The sequence below is a fragment of the Bradyrhizobium cenepequi genome, assembly GCF_020329485.1.
GTDB classification, from domain to species: domain Bacteria; phylum Pseudomonadota; class Alphaproteobacteria; order Rhizobiales; family Xanthobacteraceae; genus Bradyrhizobium; species Bradyrhizobium cenepequi.
In genome coordinates this window covers 146,217-163,489 of sequence record NZ_JAGKJI010000003.1, presented here as the reverse complement: position 1 = coordinate 163,489, position 17,273 = coordinate 146,217, and the positions used below count along the sequence as shown (strand labels likewise).

General features: G+C 63.5%; 14 protein-coding genes. 3 read left to right on the top strand and 11 right to left on the bottom strand.

Going from position 1 to position 17,273, the window contains the following annotated elements:
* Positions 1-20: 20 nt before the first annotated feature.
* From J6497_RS06210 to J6497_RS06165, 10 genes are all read right to left on the bottom strand, one after another.
* A complete protein-coding gene (locus J6497_RS06210) occupies positions 21-905 on the bottom strand; it encodes an ABC transporter permease (protein WP_225703364.1) in 885 nt (294 codons plus the stop codon).
* Positions 902-1,858, bottom strand: a complete 957-nt coding sequence (locus J6497_RS06205) for an ABC transporter permease (protein WP_225703363.1) — start codon at positions 1,856-1,858, stop codon at positions 902-904. The genes J6497_RS06210 and J6497_RS06205 overlap by 4 nt, the downstream gene beginning before the upstream one ends.
* A 6-nt stretch (positions 1,859-1,864) precedes the next feature.
* Positions 1,865-3,412 (bottom strand): ABC transporter substrate-binding protein, encoded by a 1,548-nt coding sequence (locus tag J6497_RS06200; protein ID WP_225703362.1) that lies wholly within the window; start codon positions 3,410-3,412, stop codon positions 1,865-1,867.
* A gap of 24 nt (positions 3,413-3,436) precedes the next feature.
* Positions 3,437-4,441, bottom strand: a complete 1,005-nt coding sequence (locus J6497_RS06195; RefSeq protein WP_225703361.1) for an ABC transporter ATP-binding protein — start codon at positions 4,439-4,441, stop codon at positions 3,437-3,439.
* A complete protein-coding gene (locus J6497_RS06190; RefSeq protein WP_225703360.1) occupies positions 4,438-5,517 on the bottom strand; it encodes an ABC transporter ATP-binding protein in 1,080 nt (359 codons plus the stop codon). The genes J6497_RS06195 and J6497_RS06190 overlap by 4 nt, the downstream gene beginning before the upstream one ends.
* Complete coding sequence (locus J6497_RS06185) at positions 5,517-7,943, bottom strand: CaiB/BaiF CoA transferase family protein (protein ID WP_225703359.1); 2,427 nt, start codon at positions 7,941-7,943, stop codon at positions 5,517-5,519. The genes J6497_RS06190 and J6497_RS06185 overlap by 1 nt, the downstream gene beginning before the upstream one ends.
* 141 nt (positions 7,944-8,084) lie before the next feature.
* Positions 8,085-9,524, bottom strand: coding sequence for an amidohydrolase family protein (locus tag J6497_RS06180; RefSeq protein WP_225703358.1), 1,440 nt, complete (start codon positions 9,522-9,524; stop codon positions 8,085-8,087).
* A gap of 14 nt (positions 9,525-9,538) precedes the next feature.
* Positions 9,539-10,564, bottom strand: a complete 1,026-nt coding sequence (locus J6497_RS06175) for an ABC transporter substrate-binding protein (protein WP_225703357.1) — start codon at positions 10,562-10,564, stop codon at positions 9,539-9,541.
* A 36-nt stretch (positions 10,565-10,600) separates the two neighbouring features.
* Positions 10,601-11,377: an ABC transporter permease gene (locus tag J6497_RS06170; RefSeq protein ID WP_225703356.1), complete on the bottom strand. Its 777-nt coding sequence runs from the start codon at positions 11,375-11,377 to the stop codon at positions 10,601-10,603.
* Between the two features lies 1 nt (position 11,378).
* The gene (locus J6497_RS06165; protein WP_225703355.1) at positions 11,379-12,236 is read right to left on the bottom strand and encodes an ABC transporter ATP-binding protein; all 858 of its coding nucleotides are present in this window, start codon (positions 12,234-12,236) and stop codon (positions 11,379-11,381) included.
* A gap of 197 nt (positions 12,237-12,433) precedes the next feature.
* Here J6497_RS06165 and J6497_RS06160 point away from each other — a divergent pair, with 197 nt between their 5' ends.
* From J6497_RS06160 to J6497_RS06150, 3 genes are all read left to right on the top strand, one after another.
* Positions 12,434-13,192: a GntR family transcriptional regulator gene (locus J6497_RS06160; RefSeq protein ID WP_225703354.1), complete on the top strand. Its 759-nt coding sequence runs from the start codon at positions 12,434-12,436 to the stop codon at positions 13,190-13,192.
* Positions 13,192-14,433, top strand: coding sequence for an amidohydrolase family protein (locus J6497_RS06155; RefSeq protein ID WP_225703353.1), 1,242 nt, complete (start codon positions 13,192-13,194; stop codon positions 14,431-14,433). The genes J6497_RS06160 and J6497_RS06155 overlap by 1 nt, the downstream gene beginning before the upstream one ends.
* A 100-nt stretch (positions 14,434-14,533) precedes the next feature.
* On the top strand, positions 14,534-15,751 hold the full coding sequence (locus J6497_RS06150; protein ID WP_225703352.1) for a mandelate racemase/muconate lactonizing enzyme family protein: 1,218 nt from the start codon (positions 14,534-14,536) through the stop codon (positions 15,749-15,751).
* A 165-nt stretch (positions 15,752-15,916) separates the two neighbouring features.
* On the opposite strand, the gene J6497_RS06145 is transcribed toward J6497_RS06150, so the two are convergent.
* Positions 15,917-17,152, bottom strand: a complete 1,236-nt coding sequence (locus tag J6497_RS06145) for an ABC transporter substrate-binding protein (protein WP_225703351.1) — start codon at positions 17,150-17,152, stop codon at positions 15,917-15,919.
* Positions 17,153-17,273: the final 121 nt, after the last annotated feature.

Here is a 17,273-nt window from a genome sequence, read left to right as displayed (position 1 = left end):
CAGCGGTTCCGTGAGTAGCTCTAGCGATCCTTCATGGTCGGATCGAGCACGATGCGCAAGGATTCTCCAAGTGCGTTGAAGGCCAGGGAGACGACCAGAATGGCGAGCCCGGGCGCGTACATCTGCTCCGGCGCGATCTCCATATATTGGTAGGCGCGCGCCAGCATAGCGCCCCAGCTAGGATTCGGCGGCTGGATGCCGAGACCGAGGAAGCTCAGGCTTGCTTCTGCCAGCAGCGCCGCGGCCAGCAGCAACGTCACCTGCACGATGACTGGCTGCAGCGTGTTCGGCAGCACATGCCGCCACAGGATGTGCCAGGCCGGCGCGCCGAAGCATCGGCTCGCATCCACATAAAGCTCCTGCCGCACCACCAGCGTCCGCGCCCGGACGATGCGGGCAAGCGCCGGAAACATCACGATGCCGACAGCAATCATGCCGTTGGTGAGCCCGATGCCGAGCGCGCCGGTGACCGCGATCGCCAGCACGATCGCCGGGAACGACAGGAAGGTGTCGATGATCCGGCTGACGATGTCGTCGGTCCAGCCGCCGAAGAAGCCGGCGACAAGCCCGACCGGCAGGCCGATGGCGACCGCCACAGAGACCGCGAGCACGCTGGCATAGACGGTCGCCGGCGCGCCGTAGATCAGGCGGCTGAAGATGTCGCGGCCGAGATCATCGGTGCCGAGCAGATGCTCCGGCGCCGGCGACGCCAGCATGTTGTTGACGTCCTGCGCGGTCGGCGAATAGGGCGCGATCCAGGGCGCGCCGATCGCCACGATGACGAGCGCAAGCAGCACGAGGATGGCGAGCACAGCCCGAAGATCGCCGGCCAACCAGCGCAGGAAGCGGCGCAGCCGTGTCGGCTTGGCCGGCAATCGCGGAGACGCCAGCGCGAGGTCGGTCATTGCTCGATCCTCGGATCAACCGCGGCGCAGAGCAGATCGGTGATCAAATTGACCAGGATCACCACGATCACCATCGTGAACACGACGCCCTGCACGATCGGGAAATCGCGCTGGATCGCGCCGCGCACAATCAGACTGCCGAGGCCGGGAATGGCGAAGACAGCCTCGACGACGACGGTCGCGGCGAGCATGCGGTTCACGAGCAGGCTGACGATGGTGAAGAGATTGACGCTGACATTCTTCAGCCCGTGCTGCCAGAGGATGCGGCTCATCGACAATCCCTTGGCGTGCAGCGTCCGCACATATTGCGACGACAGCACTTCCAGCAGTGAGCCACGGAGCTGCCGCGCCACCTCGGCCATGCCGTAGGCGGCGATCGCGATGCCCGGCAACATCGCGTGCCTGATAGCCTCGATCGGGGAGACGGTGAAGGATTTCGCGCCCGTCGCCGGCAGCCAGTTGAGCCTGAGCGAGATTTCGGCAACCAGGATCATCGCGAGCCAAAAGCCGGGGATGGCGACGCCAAGCGAGGCGATCATGCTCACGGCCTTGTCGACCCAGCCGTTTGGCTTGATCGCCGCGATCACGCCCATGGGAATGCCGGCCAAGAGCGCGAGGATCAGTGCAATCACCACGATCAGAAGCGTGTTCGGAAACGCCCGGCCGATCGAAGTTGCGACCTGCTCGCCGGTCAGGAGCGATTGCGAGAGGTCGCCCTGGACGACCTTGCCGAGCCAGACGCCATATTGCACCAGGAACGGCCGGTCGAGCCCGTAGATGTGCCGGATCTCGGCGATGCGCGCGTCGGAAGCGTTGTCGCCCGCGAGCGTCACCGCGACGTCGCCCGGCACGAGCTTGAGCAGCGCGAACACCATGAAGGTCGCGAGCACAATCACGGGCAGCGCCTGCAACAGTCGGCTGCCGACAACCCTGACCGGACTGCGTCGCGCCATCGTTCTTCAGCTCTCCAGCCAGACGTCGTCGTATTTCGGCTTGCCGAGCAGGTTCGGCCGATAGCCCTGCACCTTCTTGTTCATCGCTACCAGCTCATACTGGAAGGCGAGCGGCGCGACGAAGGCGTTCTCCATCACCAGCCGCTGCACGGTGGCAAAGGCCTTGCGGCGCAACTCGATGTCTTCCGACGCCCGCGATTCCTTGATCGCGGCTTCGAGCTCCGGCGGCACCGGCGCGCGGCCGGCATTGAAATAGGCGTCCTTGGTGAACATCAGCGAGTAGGTCAAGCTCGGGTCCGGGCGTCCGGTCCATGCTGCTAGCAGGCCCGAGCCGCGCTTCTCGCTGGCGAAGAAGGCGGCGGAAGCTTCCGCGATCGGTGCGTTAGCGAAGCGGACGTTCATGCCCGCTTTGCGAAGCTGTTCGATCAGGATTTCCTGGCGCTGCACCGAGTCCTGGTCAGGGTACCCGACGAGATCGATCGCAAGGCCATCCTTGAAGCCGGCTTCCGCGAGCAGCTTGCGCGCCTTGTCGGGATCGTAAGGGTAAAGCCCTGCGACGGATTTGTCGTAAGCCCAATGCGCCTTCGGCAGGTTCATGTAGGCCGGCTCGGCGAGGCCAGCGAGCGCCGCTTTCACGAAGGCTTCGCGGTCGATCGCAAAGTTGAAGGCTTGGCGAACCTTTGGATTGTCGAAGGGCGGCTTGGCCCAGTTCAGGAATATCTGGATGACATACAGCGTCGGACCGTGCACGACCTTGACACTGCTGACGCGATCGAGGATCGCCTTCTGGCGCGGCGGCAATTGGTAGATGAGGTCGTTCTGCCCGGCAGTGACCGAACGCGCGCCGGTGGTCAATTCGGGGATGATCGCGAACTCGATGCCATCTGGGTACGGACGGTTCGGCTTCCAGTATTTCTCGTTGCGCTTGACGACGATGCGCTCACCATCCGCCCAGCTTATGAACGTGTAGGCGCCGGCGCCGACCGGCTTGCGTGCGACAGTGCCACCTTCGGCCGCCTTCAGCGCCGCGGGCGAGACCATCATGCCGGCGCGGTCGGACAGGATGAGCGGCAACGCGGTGTCCGGTGCACTCAGCTTCAAGGTGACCTGCATCGGCCCGCTGACCTCGACCGAAGCCACCGACACCAGATCGGCCTTGATGTTGGACTTCTGGTCCGTCTTGTTGCGTTCCAGATTGAACTTCACCGCTTCAGCATCGAGCGGCGTGCCATCATGAAAGGTGACGCCAGTGCGGATGTCGAGCACCAAAGTGTTCGGATCGGTGAACTTCCAGCTTTCGGCAAGGCCGGGCTTCGGCGCCAACGTCTCGAAATCCCATTCGATCAGCGTGTCGTACATCGTGAACAGGAAAGCGTGGTCAGAGCCGGCGCCGCCTGTTGCGGGATCAAGGCTCGAAGGATTGGCCGGCGCCGAGATGCGCAAGGTGCCACCGCGCTTCGGGGCAGCCTCTGCCCACGCAGGGCCGCCGATCGTCACGCCAGCAATCGCGGCTGATGTCAGCGCGATGGCCTCGCGTCGCGTCATCTCTGTCATGTCATTCCCTCCCGGCAATTCTTGTTAGTTTGGTGCGAAGTCTCGATGTTCGGCGAAGTGGCAGGCGACCCAATGGTCGGGCTCGAGCTCGCGCCAATCCGGCGTCTTTTCGGCGCAGAGCTCCTGCGCGTAGGGGCAGCGGGTGCGGAAGCGGCAGCCTGAGGGCGGATCGATCGGGCTCGGGATCTCGCCTTGCAGCATGATGCGGCTGCCTTCGCGTAACGATGACGGCAATGGTCGCGGCTCGGCCGACAGGAGCGCCCGCGTATAGGGATGCAGCGGATGCTCGGACACACGCTCGGTCGGCCCAAGCTCGACGAAACGGCCGAGATACATCACGGCGACGCGCTCGCTGATGTGGGAGACCACGGCGAGGTCGTGGGTGATGAAGACATAGGTGAGCCCGAGCTCGCGCTGCAGGTCGGCGAAGAGATTGAGCACGTCGCCGCGGATCGACATGTCGAGCGCGGCCACCACCTCATCGCAGACAATCAATTTTGGTTTGAGCGTCAGCGCACGCGCAATCACCACGCGCTGCTTCTGCCCGCCGGAGAGCTGGTGCGGGTAGCGCTCGCCGACGTCCTGCGGCAGGCCGACACGATCGAGCGCCTCCCTCGCCTGCCGCTCGCGCTCGGTGCTGGTGCCGCCGCGTGCAAGCTCGAGCGGTTCCAGTACCGATGACAGGATCGTCATGCGCGGATTAAGCGCAGCATTCGGGTCCTGGAAGATGATCTGGTAGTCGCGGCGGTGGCTCTGAAATCGCTTCCGCGGCAGCACCAGCGGATCGATGCCTTCATGCCGGATGGCGCCCGCGCTTGGCTTCAGCAGGAATACGAGCGCGCGGCCGATCGTGGTCTTGCCGGAGCCGGATTCACCGATGATCCCAAACGTCTCGCCGCGGCGGACATCGAAATTAACGCCGTCGACCGCCCTCACGGTGGCGCGGCGATCGCTGGTCTGAAATCGCACTTCGAGGTCGCGGACCGAGACAATGGTGTCCTGCCTGCTATCGGGGGCAAGCGGCATCATGGCGTCCCCGTCATCGCGGCGATCGGCGCCGTCGCCGCGTGCTGCAGCGCGCCCGGCAAATCGAGCTCACGGAAACGCCAGCAGCGCACCTTGCGGCCAGCTCCCGCGTCGAGCAGTTCCTGCTCGGCCTCGCAGCCAGGTGCCGCATGGGCGCAGCGCGCACGAAAGCGGCAGCCGTTCGGCATGTCGACAATCGATGGCACCCGACCCGGGATCGACGGCAGGCGGCCGTGGCGCGGGCTCAAGTGCGGCAGCGAACGCAACAGACCGGAGGTGTAGGGATGCAGCGGCCGCACCAAGGCGTCGTCGACCGGACCATCCTCGATCACCTCGCCGGCATACATCGTAATCATCCGCGTGCAAGTTTCGGCAACCACGCCGAGATCGTGGGTGATCAGCATCAAGGCGGTATTCGAGGTCTCGCTGAGCTCGCGCAACAATTCGAGGATCTGCGCCTGCACGGTGACATCGAGCGCTGTCGTTGGCTCGTCCGCGATCAGGAGCTGCGGACCGCAGATCAAGGCGGCCGCGATCATCACGCGCTGGCGCATGCCGCCAGAAAGCTGGTGTGGGTAATCGTCGATCCGCCGCTCGGGCGAGGCGATGCCGACCCGGCGCAGCATTTCGAGCGTCCTCGCCCTCGCCTCCTCTTTTGCGATGCCGGTATGAACGCGCAAGGTCTCGGCGATCTGGTGGCCGACGGTGAAGACGGGATCGAGCGCGCTCATCGGCTCCTGGAAGATCATGGCGATCCGGCGTCCGCGGATCTCGCGCATCGCTCGCGCGCTGCAGGAGACGAGATCCGTGCCGTCGAACAGGATCGAGCCGTCGAGGCCGGCGAGATTGCCCGGCAAGAGCCGCAGGATCGAAAGGCCGGTGATGGTCTTGCCACAGCCGCTCTCGCCGACGATGCCGACGCGCTCGCCTGGCGCAATATCGAAATCAATCTTGCGCGTGGCCTGCCAGACGCCGAGCGACGTCTTGAAGCGTATGCCGAGGCCGCGCACCGACATCAGCGGCGGCGCACGCCCCGCCGCGGCCTCCGATCGGCACTGCCGTGGTGCAGCCGCCGGCATCAACCCGCTACCTGCTTCTTCTTCACGAGTTCCTCTTCCATCAGCATCTCGGTTCCGATGATGCCATCGCGAGCGAGCTGCTCAATCTCGGCGTCCGACAGGCCGAGCATGCCGGAGAGGATCTCGTGATTGTGCTCGCCGAGCGTCGGCGGTATCCGCCGGATCGGGAACGGGTGCGCGCTTTCACGAAACGGCATCGACGGCTGCGGATGCTTTCCTATGAAAGCGCGATTGACCTCCTGGATGAAGCCGCGCGCCTGCAGTTGCGGGTCACGCAGAAGATCAATCGGCAACCGTGCGATCCCGGCGGCGACGCCCGCCTCCTGCAGCAGGTTCATCGCCTCTTCCGCATCGCGCGCTGCGGTCCAGGCTGCGATGGCCGCTTCGATCTCGCTTTCGATCCGTCGCCGGCCGGCGGCCGTCTTCAGCGTCTCGTCGGTGGCCCAGTCGGCGCGTCCGAGCAGCCTTGCGAGCTTCGGCCACATCGCATCATTGGACACGGCAATCACGATCCAGTTGTCCTCGCCCGCGCAGTGGAAGCAGCCATGCGGGACAAAGTCCGGATGGCGGTTGCCATACTTGATCGGCGGCTTGCCGTCGATCGAATGCGCGACGATCCAGGGCGCAGCGAACGGCATCATGCACTCGATCTGCGCGAGATCGATGAACTGGCCCTCCCCCGTTAGTTTGGCATGGATCAGCGCAGTGAGCACGGCGGCGCAACCGTTGAGGCCACCGACGGCGTCGCCGAAAGCAGTATGGCTCATGACCGGCGATCCGCTGGCATCGCCGACCACGCTCGGCAGTCCCGAGCCCTGCTCCAAGGTCGAGCCATAGGCGCGGCAATCGCGATAGGCACTGCCCGCTCCGAAAGCCGACATCGACATCATCACGAGCTTCGGATTCAGCTTGCTCAGCACGTCAATGCCGAGGCCAAGTTTCGGCAGCACCTCGACGGAGTAATTGTCGACGACGAGGTCAGCATCCGCGAGCAGGCGCTTTGCAAGATTGAGCCCTTGCGGCCGCGTCAGGTCGAGCGTGATCGCGCGCTTGTTGCGGTTCATGATGCAATAGCGCACCGACTTCTCGTACATCTTCTCCAGCACATAGGCCGACCGCCGGTCGACGCCGCGCCACCAGTCGGGATACTGGATCGCCTCGATCTTGACGACGTCGGCGCCGAGATCAGCAAGCGTACGGGTGCAGATCGGGCCGGCCCAGCCCATCGAGAAGTCGATCACGCGGATGCCCTCGAGCGGCAGGCGGTTCGACCCGCGCGATTCCGGTGATGGGACACGAGGCGTTGCCTCGAGCTGCTGTTGCTCGCCGATGGCGGGAACCTTGCCACCGCGGCGCGGTGGCGTGCCAGTCAACCGCTGCATGCAACCGGCGGAAAATCCACACTCCTCGCCGATGGTGACAGGCACGATCGCGCCGCGCGCCAGCTTCTCTTCATCGGCGATCAGCTCGGCGATTTCGGGTACCGGAACGATGGGGATTTTTCGCTTCAATCCCTCGGCAAACCATTCCTGCGCCGTGCGCTGCTTCAGGCGCGGCAGGAACTTGGCTTCGATCGCCTCGACATGCTGCAGCCGATCGACACCAAGGAACAGCTTTGGATCGTCGCGCAGCTCGATCAGTCCCAGCATCTCGCAGAACGACCGCCATTGCGCTGGTGTCACCGTGGTGACGCCGAGCCATCCCTGCTTGGTCTCATAGATACCGACCGGAAAGGTTGGCCAGAAACGGTTGACGCCCATCCGACGCATGACGTCGCCGCGGGAGAACGACTCGAACATGATGTACTCGGTGACGGCGATGGTGGATTCGAAGATGCTCAGGCGGCTGGCGCGCCCGCGCCCGTCCTGCATCCGACCCAGCACCGACGATGATGCGGCGATAAAGCCCCAGAGCCCGGCCAGAATACCGGTCTGGAAATCCGGCGCGTGCATCGGCGGCCCTTCGATCGGCCCCGCCAGTTTGATCAGGCCAGTCAGCGCGCGAATAGTCGAGTCGGTTGCGGCAAAGCTGGCGTAAGGACCGGTGTCGCCGAACCAGTCCGCCTCGAGATGAATCAGGCCGGGATGCTTCTGCTTGATGGCGGCGAGATCAAAGGGCGGACAATCCGCCGCATCGATGTCGCGGCCGTCGAGCAGGATGTCGCAACTCTCCACTAGTTCCGTCAGGCGGAAGGATGCGCTGGCATCCCAGCGATCGAGCACGACGCTCGACTTGTTGAAGTTGAGGAACGCGAACCAGGCGCTCTCTCCTTTCGGCGTCAGCGGTGCCGCGCAGCGAAGCGGATCGCCCGCCCGCGGCTCGACCTTCTGCACGGTGGCGCCAAAATCGGCGAACAGACGCGCGCAATAGCTGATCGCAGCCGCGCTCCCGATCTCGACAATCCGCAGATGCGACAACGCGCCCATCACGTTTCCTTAAGACCCCGCGTGGCCAGCGCGAACGACGCACCGGCTCAGTTTTTTGTTGCGAACATGAAACCCCGCGCGCGCGATGATGCAAGCGGAAAATTCTCCCGCGTTGCGGAATTCGCTTTGATGTGCTTGCGTTTAGCGACAGTCGAATTGCGCTTCGAACCAGTTTTCGAGCGCAGCCAAAAGCGGCTGCCATGCGCGCTGGAAGTCCGTGAGTTTTGCAGCGCTGCCGCGATAGATCGCGCGCAGTTCCTGTTCAATCGCAGGAAGATCGACGCCGGTGACACGACCTTGGCTCACGATCACGCGTCCATCGACAACCACGTCCTTGAGCAGCGACGCATTGCCGCGCGCGAACAAGAGATCGAGCGGATCGACCGGCAGGAACTGATCGCGATCGAGGCGATCGAGATCGAGGGTGACGAAATCGGCCGGCGCACCTGGCTTAAGCTCGCCGCTTCCCGGAGCACCAGTCGCGCGGCGGCCGTTACGGATGGCGAGCGCGAAGAACTCGGCCGGCGTCCAGGTCCGCCTGAAACCCACGCCGCCGTGCATCATCTGCACCAGCCGCATCTCGCGCAGCACGTCGTCGTCCTCATCGAGCGCGAGCCCATCGACACCGACGGCGACCGCGCAGCCGCATTCGTGCGCGGCGGCGATCGGCGCAAGGCCGGACCGCAGATGCATGTTGGAACTGAAATTGGTGACAATGCGCGCACCGGATTCGGCAATCATTTCGAGTTCGTCAGGGCGCGCATGAATGCAATGAGCCAGCGTCAGGCGTTCGGAGAGAAAGCCGATGTCGCGGAGATAGCGGACGATGCCATCAGGAAAATTCCGGTCCGCCCAGGCGCGTTGGTAGACGGTTTCCAGAAGATGCATGTGAATGCGGCGGCCGGTCAGCACCGAATTCTCGGCGACGGCCTCTAGAAGTGACCTCGAGCACCACTGCACGCCCGCCGGGCCAAGCTGCACGTCGATCTTCGGGCCGGCAATCGCCGCGGCGATCGTGTCGGTCAATTCGATGTAGGCCTTCGGCGACATCGGCGCGCGGACGAACAGCTCCTCGATCGTCTTGCGATCATCGCCGGATAGATTTGAGAGCACCGGCTCGGCGTCGCCATAGACGACCGGATTCTGGTCGCGCACGGCGATCGCAAAGGCGATGCGGATGCCAACGTCGGAGGCCGCGCGCGCGATCTGCTTGGCTTCCTCCACCAGCGGCATGGTTCCGCTCGGGCGAGTGTAGTGCACCATCATCGCGGCACAGCCGGCGCGCGCCGCACGCGCCAGCGCGGAGACCGCCATCAGATAGGGATCAACCGGCGTGCCGAGTGCAGAGCGCAGCAGCCAGCTTTCCAGGGGCATGCCGAGCGCGCCGAAGGACGACGCGGTCGGCCGCGCATGATCGTGGGCGTTGACGAAGGCGGGAAGCACGAAGGAGCGCTGCCCCGCAGGCGGCGCTCCTTGATCGATGGCGGTGATGATGCCGCTGTCGTGCCGTAGCACGACATCATCAAGCACGCCGCGGCCAAGACCGGCGAACAGACAGTGTGCCGCAACATCGCTGGCCATGACCGCAGATTAGCTCAGTTCGTGATGTAGACCAACTCCCGCTCGGCGCGCGGCGGCAGCAACTCGCGGCTGAAGATTTCCGACGGCGCCGGCGTGCGGGTGAGCTGGTAGCCTTCGACGATGATGTCGATGGCGCGGGCCATGCGGTCATCCCTGATGTCGCCGACGCCGATCTCCTTCATCTCCGGTGAGACGATCAGCTTGTCGAAGGAATATTGCAGGCGGCGCTTCTCGACATCGACATTGATCAGATTGTCAAAATTCACCGCGGCCTTCATGCCGGCGTTCTGGTCCTTCGCAACCGCGATCAGCCCCTTGTTAATGGCGCGGACGAGGCCGGCGACGGCTTTCGGATTGGACGCGAGCAGTTTGCGCGAGACCATCACGCCGTTGGAATAGAGATCCATTCCATAATCGCCGAACGAGAACCATTTGAAGTCCTTGTCGGGATCCTGGCGATTCAGCACCAGGTTGAAATAGCTGGTGATGTTGAAGACGAGCGCGGCGTCGATGTCGCCCTTGATCAGCATCGGCTCCTGAAGGTTCGGCGCCATGTTGGAGATCTTGATCTTCTCGCCATCGAGCCCGTTCTTGTGCACGAATACCGGCAGCAGCCGCGTGGTCGGCGTGCCCTGCGCGCCGCCGAGCGTGTGGCCTTCGAAATCCTTGATGGTCTTGATGCCGCTCGAATTCTTCGCGACGATCGCGAACGGCGGCTGGTTCCAGATCATGTAGACCATGACAGGCGCGTCCTGCGGCTTGGTCGCGGCGTTCTGGATGATGGCGTTGACGTCGCCGAAGCCGGCGTCATAGGCGCCCGACATGATGCGCGTCACGGTCGCGCCCGAGCCTTCGCCCTGGTCGATGACGACGTTGAGGCCTTCCTCTTTGAAGAAGCCATGATCCTTGGCGTAGAAGAAGGCGGCATCCGACCCTTGCGTCTTCCATCCGAGCGTGAACTTGATCGTGGTTTCCTCGGCCGCCGCGGTCCCCGTGAACAGGGCCAATCCCAACAGCGCGGCGCTCACTTTCTTCAGCATGACGACCTCATGAACGGTGGTTGATAAAACTCTTTCTCAGGTGGCAATCACGTCGTTCTTGCGCGTGGCCCAGCCGGTGACCTGGCCTTCGATCAGCGAGAACACGACGTAGAGCGCGACGCCGAGGCCGGCGAGCACGAACAGCCCGGCGAACACCAGCGGCACGTTGAAATTCGATGACGCGGTCATCATCACATTGCCGATGCCGCGGTTGGAGGCAACGGTTTCCGACAGCACCGCGCCGACAAAGGCGTAGGAGATCGCGACTTTCAGCGATGCAAAGAAGAAGGGCATCGTGCGGGGCAGACCGACGTTCCAGAGGATGTCAAACTTGCTGGCGCCCAGCGCCTTAAGCACGTCCTCGAGTTCTGGCTCGGTGGTGGCAAGCCCGGTCGCGATATTGACGACGATCGGAAAGAAGCAGATCGACAGCGCGGTGAGCACCGCCGGCACCGTGCCGGAGCCGAACCACAGCACGAAGATCGGCACCACCGCGACCTTCGGGATCGAGGAGAAGCCGATCAATAGCGGATAGGCTGTGTCATAAGCCGTCTTGGAAACGCCAATGAAGGCGCCGAGCGCGACACCGAGCGCAACGCCGAGCACGAAGCCGAACATCGTGGTCGCCAGCGTCTGGATGATGTGCGGCCACAGCACCGGAAAACGCTCGAACAGCGTCACAAAGACCTGCGACGGACGCGGCAGCACGAGGTCTGACATGCCGGTCATCACGCAGAACAGTTCCCAGGCGATAAAGAACAGCACGATCAGCGCTGCTGACCACGCCTTCTGCCTGATATCGAGCCCTGACATCTCAGGCCGCTCCTTCCTGCGTCGCACTGCGCGCGTCGACGATCATCGCGCGCAGCTTCTGGTTCAGCGCAACAAAATCGGACTCGAAGGTCATCGCGACGGTGCGCGGCCGAGCAAAGCTTACATGGCTGTCGTCGAGGATGCGGCCGGGCCGCGCGCTCATCACGCAGATGCGGCTGGCGAGAAAGCCGGCCTCGCGCAGATCGTGCGTCACAAGCAGCACAGTCGGCTTATGCGTCATCCAGAGCCCTTGCAGGATCGACCACAATTCCTCGCGCGTGAACTGGTCGAGCGCGCCGAACGGCTCATCAAGCAGCAACAGCCGCGGTTCATGGATCAGTGCGCGGCAGAGATTGGCGCGCTGGAGCATGCCGCCGGAGAGCTGCCAGGGAAAACGACCGCCGAAGCCTTTGAGGCCGACCTGCTCCAACAGCGCGTTGGCCTTGTCGCGGAATTCGGTCTTGCGCAATTTTCGGAACTGCGAGCGGAACGGCTCCACGATCTTCAGCGGCAGCATGATGTTCCGCTCGATCGTCATCCACGGCAGCATGGTCGGGTTCTGGAAGGCCATGCCGACCCGCATCGCGCGCGCCGCCACCTCGCGCCCTCCGACAATGACGACGCCGGTGGTCGGCTGCACCAGGCCGCTGACCAATCGCAGGATCGTCGATTTGCCGCAGCCGGACGGACCGACCAGCGCGACGAACTCGCCCTCACTGATCCGCAGCGTCGTCGTCGATAGCGCCGGCACTGCGCGGGCGCCGCGGCCGAACGTCACCGAGGCATCAGATAGTTCAATGGCAATCGGCGCATTGCCGGAGGGAACCGGCGCGCCCGAGAACTCGGAATTTGCTTGCATGCGCATCACAGCGAAAAGTGCATGCAAGCCGGATGCCAGCGCGATTTTTCCGCGAATCAAGGCGACCAGGGAGATCAGGACCCGCATAGCCGGATTCAAATTAGGCAATCGGCGCATCAAAGTGCATGCAATTCGTGCGCACACTTGTTGAGCGCCTATGCTAAGAATGCCGCCGCAAGCATTTACGGGACCAATCGATGGCGCCGCGCGCGGCCAGCAAGACTGCTGAATCGTCCGACAAGGTCAGCGTGATCTGCCGTGCGCTCCGTCGCGCCATCATCGAGCAGGCGCTGGAGCCGGGCGCCAAACTGCCTGAGGATTCGCTCGGTGAGCGGTTCGGCGTCAGCCGCACCATCGCGCGCCACGCGCTTGGGCAGCTCGCGGCCGAAGGGCTGGTCGAACTACGGCGCAATCGCATCGCCGTGGTGGCGACGCCGAGCTGGCAGGATGCGCGCGACGCCTTCGACGTCCGCATTCAGCTCGAGCGCCTCGTGGTACGCCAGCTCGCCGGCAAGCTCACGAAGGTGCAGATCGAGGAACTGAATGCGCATGTCGATGCCGAGGATCGCGCCCGCGGCGGCTCGGATCCTGTCTCGATCCGCCTTGCGACCGAATTCCACATCCTGCTCGCGCACATGACGAACAGCCCGATCCTGATCCGCTATGTCAGCGAGATCGCCTATCGCTGCTGCCTGACGCTGTCGCTATTCAGCCGCCCGCATTCCTCCGAATGCGCCATCAACGAGCATCGCGCGATCATTGCAGCGCTGATCAAGGGCGACGAGGAGAAGGTGATGAGCCTGATGCACAGCCATCTGGACTCAGTGGCAGGCCGCGCACTGGTTTCTCCCGTTCCGCAGCGCGGGCGCGACTTGCTCGATATTCTCGCGCCCTATGCCGAAGCGGCGGAGGGTGGCCGCGTCGTAAAACTGCCGAAGGCTGTGCGCGGACGCTAGTGACGATGCGAACCGCTTTCGATCTTATCTTCCGCAATGCGCGCACGCGAAGTGCAAGCACGCCGATCGATATCGGCATCGCCGGCGGCCGGATCGCGGCGATCGAACCGCGCCTTGCCTGTGCGACGGTGGAAATCGACGTCGCCGGCAGACTGGTGCTGGCAGGCTTTGTCGACACCCACATTCATCTCGACAAGGCCTGCCTGCTCGGCCGCTGCGCCCATGACCATGGCGGCGTAAGCGAGGCGATCCGGGCGGTGGCGGCGATGAAGCGCGACTTCACGGTCGAGGACATCTATGCCCGCGGCGCGCGCGTGATCGAGCGCGCGACCACCTTTGGCACGACGCGGATGCGCACGCATGTGGAAATCGATCCGCGCATCGGCCTGCGCGGCTTCGATGCGATCAAGGCGCTGAAGCGCGATTATGCCTGGGCGATCGATATTTCCCCGTGCGTGTTTCCGCAGGAAGGACTGACCAACGATCCCGGCGCGGAGGAACTGCTGATCGCGGCGCTGCGCGACGGCGGCGAGGCGATCGGCGGCTGCCCCTATGTGGACACCGATCCGAACGCGCATATCGAAAAGATCTTCGATCTTGCGCATGAGTTCGACGTCGACATCGACCTGCATCTCGACTTCGACCTCGATCCGTCCTGGTGGAATATGGAAGAAGTCTGCCGCCAGACCGAACGCAGGAATTATCAGGGACGCGTCACCATCGGCCATGCGACCAAACTATCGGCGCTGCCACCGGAGCGGCTGAAGGGAGCGACCGAGCGGCTGGCAAAGGCCGGCGTCGCGGTGACCGTGCTGCCTGCAACGGACCTCTATCTGCTGGGGCGCGACGCGACGCATAATGCGCCGCGCGGCCTCACGCTAGCACACAAGCTCGTCGCCGACGGCGTGCTCTGCTCGGTCGCAACCAACAATGTGCAGAATCCGTTCACCCCGTTCGGTGATGCTTCGTTGCTGCGGATGGCGAATTTCTACGCCAACATCGCCCATGCCGCCGTCAACGAATTCGACGCCTGCCTCGATCTGGTGACGGACCTCCCTGCCCGCCTGATGAATTTGCGGGATTACGGCGTCGCGGTCGGCAATCCAGCTGACATCATCGTGCTCGATACCGACAGCGGCCGCGGCGCGATCGCGGAATTGCCAGACGTGCTCATGGGCTTCAAGAGCGGACGCCAGACCTTCGAGCGGCGTCGGCCGACCCTGTTTCCACCAAAGAGCTAGTCGCGACCTGCCGATCTGGATTGCCGCTGGTGCGATTGACGCGCCGGTCGTTCCATTGTTGTTATCGACCCAACGAAACAACAGCGTCGGGCAGGAAACCATGGGCAAGTCGTCCAACATCCGAAGCATCAAAACGCTCGCCTGCGATGCCGGCTGGCGGAATTACCATTTCGTCAAGGTAACCACCGAGGACGGCATCGTCGGCTGGAGCGAGTTCGACGAAGGCTTTGGCGCGCCCGGCGTCACCGCCGCGATCGAGCGGCTGTCGGCGCGGATCATCGGCAAGAACGCGCTGCAGCATGAGCGCATCTATGCGGAATTGTTCGCCGCGACCCGGCCGGCCGCCGGCGGCGTGGTGGCGCTGGCGCTCGGCGCGATCGAGAATGCGCTGCTCGACGTCAAGGCAAAGGCGCTTGGCGTGCCCTGCTATGAATTGCTCGGCGGCAAGATCCGCGACCGCATCCGGGTCTACTGGTCGCATTGCGCCACCTGGCGCATCAACCATCCCGACTGGTACAAGCCCGCCATCACCGATCTCGACGGGGTGAAGGCGATCGGCCGTGAGGTGCGCGAGAAGCGCTTCACCGCGCTGAAGACCAACATCTTCCTCTATACCGACGGCAAGCCGCACGGCTGGCGGCCCGGCTTCGGCTCACCATTCGAGCCCGAGATCAATGTCGACCGCACCGTGCTGCGCAATCTCTGCATGCATCTCGAAGCAATCCGCGACGGCGCCGGGCCCGATGTCGATCTCCTGCTCGACCTTAACTTCAACGCCAAGACCGAGGGCTATCTGAAGATCCTGCGCGCGATCAAGAAGATGGACATGTTCTGGGTCGAGATCGACACCTTCAACCCGCAGGCGCTCGGCTACATCCGCCGCCAGAGCCCGCATCCGATCTCTTCCTGCGAGACGCTGCTCGGCCTGCGCGAATTCCTGCCCTATTTCACCGAACAGGCGATGGACGTCGCGATCATCGACACGCCATGGAATGGCGTCTGGCAATCGATGAAGATCGCCAACGCCGCCGAACATTTCGAGGTCAACGTCGCCCCGCATAATTTCTACGGCCATCTCTGCACCATGATGAATGCGCACTTCTCCGCGGCGGTACCGAATTTGCGGATCATGGAAACCGATATCGACCGGCTCGCGTGGGATCATGAACTGTTCACGCATGTCCCTGACATCGTCGACGGCCACCTCGTGATTCCGGACCGGCCGGGCTGGGGCACCGAGCCGAACGAGGAAGGCCTGCGGGCGCACCCGCCGAAGAGCAAGGGCGGGCTGTTGAATTATGGGCAGGCGAAGAAGTAACGGTCTATCCACGCGTCGTCCCGGGCTTGACCAGGACCCATAACCACACGTGTTTGTAGTGCGCTCCGCTGCAACCGCTCGCTCGCGCCACAACAACTGCCTGTGGTTATGGGTCCCGGCTCAAGGCCGGGACGATGGCGAGTGTGTGGCGTCGCTCATCAGAAATCAATTGTCCCCGGGCTCATTCAAAAACGCGCTTTCGATCACGTCGCCGATCGGCTGCCACACATTGCCGTCGAACTGCACCAGGCGCATCTGCTTGATCGGTCGGAAGTCGGTCGGGCCAGTATTGATCGCAATCCCCGGCAGCACGACGGGATTTACATAATCCTTCAACGACGCCGCCTGGCGCATGATGTTCTCGCGCGACAGGTCGTCGCCGCACTGGGTCAGCACCTGGACCATGGTCTCGGCCGCGGCGTAGCCGAATATGGCGTAACCATCCTCCTTGTCGCCATCAGGGTAATATTTGTCCATGAAGGCGGACCATGCCTTGATCGGCGCGTCATCCTTCCATGCGGCATCGCCGGCGTCCTTCAGGAATGACGTCGAGATCACGCCGAGCGCATTCTGCAGCCCCGCCGGCCGCAGCGCGCTGGCGATCGAGGCCGAAGCATTGTCGAGGATGAATACCGGATGCCAATCCAGTTCGGCGGCAATGCGGATGGCGCGGGCGGCAATCGCCGGCGCGCCGTTGAACACCAATATGTCGGCGCCGGAATCCTTCAATATCTCGATCTGCACCTCGATCGAGGTATCGGACGCATCGAAGGCGAGGTCGGCCACGATCATGCCTGCCGTATCGCCGAGCCCTTCCTGCAATCCTTTGAACAGATCACGCCCGAACTGATCGTTTTGCCAGAGCACGGCGATCTTGCTGTCCGGATAGGAGGCCTGGATGTAGTTCGCATAGATCCGGCCCTCGGCATGGAAGGTCGGCTGCCAGCCCATGGTCCATGGATATTTCTTCGGCTGTGCCCATTCCTGGTCACCGGAGGCAACGAATAATTGCGGGACCTTCTTGTCGTTGAGATAGGGCCGGGTCACGAGATTGCTCGGCGTGCCGAACGAGCCGAACATCAGCAGCACATTCTCCTTCTCGACCAGGTCGCGCGTCTGCTGCAGCGCGGTGCGCGGATTGGAGCTGTCGTCGACGGAGATGAACTTGATCTTCCGTCCGTTGATGCCGCCGCCCTCGTTGACCATGTCGAAATAGGCGGCTTCCGCTCTGCCGATCGTCGCAAAAGCCGCCAGCGGGCCGGTATAGGGCATGATGTTGCCGATGCGGATTTCGCTATCCGCGGCAACAACCTCAGAAGCCTGCTCCGCGCGCGACGGCGCCCATGCAAGAAGCAACGCGGCGACAAGGGATAGCGACAGTCTTGCTCTTCTTCGTTGCATCAACATCGCTTCAAACCTGGCCGAATAGCGACCGGCTGCATTTCCCCGGCCCACAACAATAGCGCGCAAATGTGGGCGGAGAAATGAAATGTTGCATTGCGACAATCAGATAATCATCGAC